3 protein-coding genes are annotated in these 2,352 nt (G+C 30.5%); 2 read left to right on the top strand and 1 reads right to left on the bottom strand.

Features of this window, described 5'->3' with window-relative positions:
* The first annotated feature begins 20 nt into the window (after positions 1–20).
* Together F968_RS19415 and F968_RS19410 are read left to right on the top strand one after the other, a co-directional pair.
* A complete protein-coding gene (locus F968_RS19415; protein ID WP_004796811.1) occupies positions 21–686 on the top strand; it encodes a DUF3761 domain-containing protein in 666 nt (221 codons plus the stop codon).
* Between the two features lie 192 nt (positions 687–878).
* Positions 879–1,301 (top strand): type II toxin-antitoxin system PemK/MazF family toxin, encoded by a 423-nt coding sequence (locus F968_RS19410; RefSeq protein WP_004796810.1) that lies wholly within the window; start codon positions 879–881, stop codon positions 1,299–1,301.
* A 75-nt stretch (positions 1,302–1,376) separates the two neighbouring features.
* On the opposite strand, the gene F968_RS19405 is transcribed toward F968_RS19410, so the two are convergent.
* Positions 1,377–2,351, bottom strand: coding sequence for a DUF3800 domain-containing protein (locus F968_RS19405; protein ID WP_004796809.1), 975 nt, complete (start codon positions 2,349–2,351; stop codon positions 1,377–1,379).
* Between the last annotated feature and the right edge of the window lies 1 nt (position 2,352).

Genomic DNA, 2,352 nt, shown 5'->3' with positions numbered 1-2,352 from the left:
TTTTTTTTTAAGATTTTCCAATGAAAAATATTTGTAGGACTATTATTTCTCTATATATCCTTACTTTGTTTTTAAATTTTATTGGCTGTACGTCAGTACCTGTTAAATCTACTCCATCATCTTTATCTATTCCTGTGATAACTGAAACTGATAAAAAAGATTCGATAGATATTTTGATTGAAGGAATTGATAGTAAACCTGTAATTCCAACTGAAAAAATGGTGGGTTACGTTAATGTTGATGTACTAGAAGTTTTCCCTACTCCTAAAAAAACTATAGCAATTAACCATATCTTAAGAGGGCAAAAAGTATTTATTTTTAATACTAATGTAGATTGGGCTAATATTTCTGCAGATGAAACTTACGAATATTGGATAGATTTAAAATATATTTGCTTTATCCAAAATTGCTGGGTAAATAGTAATATTCCTAGAAATATAAATAACTTAGATCGAAATAATAAGACGTATCAGCAAAAAAATATTGTTAAATCAAATGTGTATTCCTCTACATCTTATAGTGGAAATGGATACATAAATACAAAAGGAAATTATGTACCAAGCCCTAGAAAATCTAATAAGCAACCAAAGGGGGCAACTGCTAAATGTAGAGATGGATCTTGGTCTTTCAGCCAAAGTCGAAGAGGAACGTGTTCTGGACATGGGGGAGTTAGTAGTTGGCTATAAGTAATCTTTCCACAGTTAATTTATAAAATCTCTCATCTTTCTAAATTCGCATAAGAGTTTTTTATGTTAAATGATTATTCATACTTAGTATGAAAAAACTATCTAAATTTCAGATTTTTAGATATTTTTTATAAGATTTTAAGTTAGAATATTTCTTTAAAATTATCATTATAGAGGAGATATATATAATAGATGTTAAATTTTCAACCAGCACCTGGTTCTATCGTTATGTGTGATTTTTCAACAGGATTTATCGTACCTGAAATGGTAAAAAAACGTCCTGCTGTGGTTGTGCGTAAAAGTAAAACAAATCCTAAGTTAGTGACTATTGTTCCGATTAGTCAAACAGAACCTGATGAAATTACTGATGTACATGTAGAAATTATAAGCCCACTTAATAAAGAAAAAGCTTGGGTTAAATGTGACATGATTACTACTGTCTCTATTGATCGTCTAGATCGCTTTCGTGTAAGGAAAGCAAATACAACTACTTGGGAAACAAAACCTTTAGAAGATTATAAGTTTCAACTAGTTAAGAAAGGTGTTGCTAATTACCTAGGAATTAGTGATAATACAAGTGTACCCGAAAGGGGCTTGGAAGACTCTATAGCATAGCTATGAGCCAGTATTTACATTAGCGATGACAAGCTCGTTAATACTGCATTTAAGGACATCTATTGATGTCCTTTGTCATTTCTTACGTACTGCATTTTTAGGAAATGCACTATCTTCCCAGCTTGGATCATAGACATGTAATGTAGGAATAAATTTCCAAATTCTTAATTTATGATTATAACGAGCCACAGTCACCCCACCTGTTCCAGTAGTTTCAAACCAGTTAAATGCTTTAGATCCTCGGTGAGTTGCATCAATTCTTTTCAATAATTCATATACATTCTTACTGAAAGCAGCTTTCATTAATTGATTCTTTGTTCTTCTCTTTTTTCCAGGCAATAGATCCCAAGATATTTTATTTCCATGATATCCAGCTGCCCCCATGAGTAGATCACAGATTTGTAACGCACAAGACTTCTTACTATCTATAAACTCTACTTTTATTTTAACGTTAGAGAAAACCAAGCTTTTGAGGTATTCAGTTAGTTGATGTCTATGGTAATGACTAGAGTGAGTGTCTAATTTTAATGTGATATATGTATTTTTAGTAGCATGCTCAAAGCCAAAACAATGCTTTAAGAATTGATAATAAATTTTAAATTGTGTCTCTATTTCAGAACAAGGTGTACCTGTATAACGGTAAGCTCTGTCCATAAACATTTGACGATATTTTGTTTCTGTCGTTGTATTAATAAAATTTTCAACTACTTGAAGTAAATCATTATAAAAATTAATATTTTGTACAGAAATTCTACTCCACTTTATTTCCTTAGAAGAATAGTTGTGCTGTTTTTTTAAACTTTTGATTTGTTTATCTAACACTTTGAAATGATTTTCCGTTGAGATAAGTCCACCAAAAATACAATGATACCGATAGAGTGGATTACTTTGAGTCCATGCTTCATCTGCATAAATAACATATTTCAACTTCAAATCATCCTGAAATTCTAGAATCAATATAGGCAAGAGTTTAAAGGATTTATTGCATTTTAGGGGATCATATAAATTATTAATTTCGCTAAAATTAACATAATACACCTTATACGAAATG

This window comes from Acinetobacter sp. NIPH 817, from assembly GCF_000368405.1.
Taxonomy (GTDB): Bacteria; Pseudomonadota; Gammaproteobacteria; order Pseudomonadales; family Moraxellaceae; genus Acinetobacter.
Note: the sequence above shows the minus strand (reverse complement) of the source record. Positions and strands in the feature narration are given on the sequence as shown.

What these genes read in the sequence shown, in the direction of transcription:
- F968_RS19415 (WP_004796811.1), top strand. Translation starts at nt 21, where the DNA reads ATGAAAAATATTTGTAGGACTATTATTTCTCTATATATCCTTACTTTG.
- F968_RS19410 (WP_004796810.1), top strand. Translation starts at nt 879, where the DNA reads ATGTTAAATTTTCAACCAGCACCTGGTTCTATCGTTATGTGTGATTTT.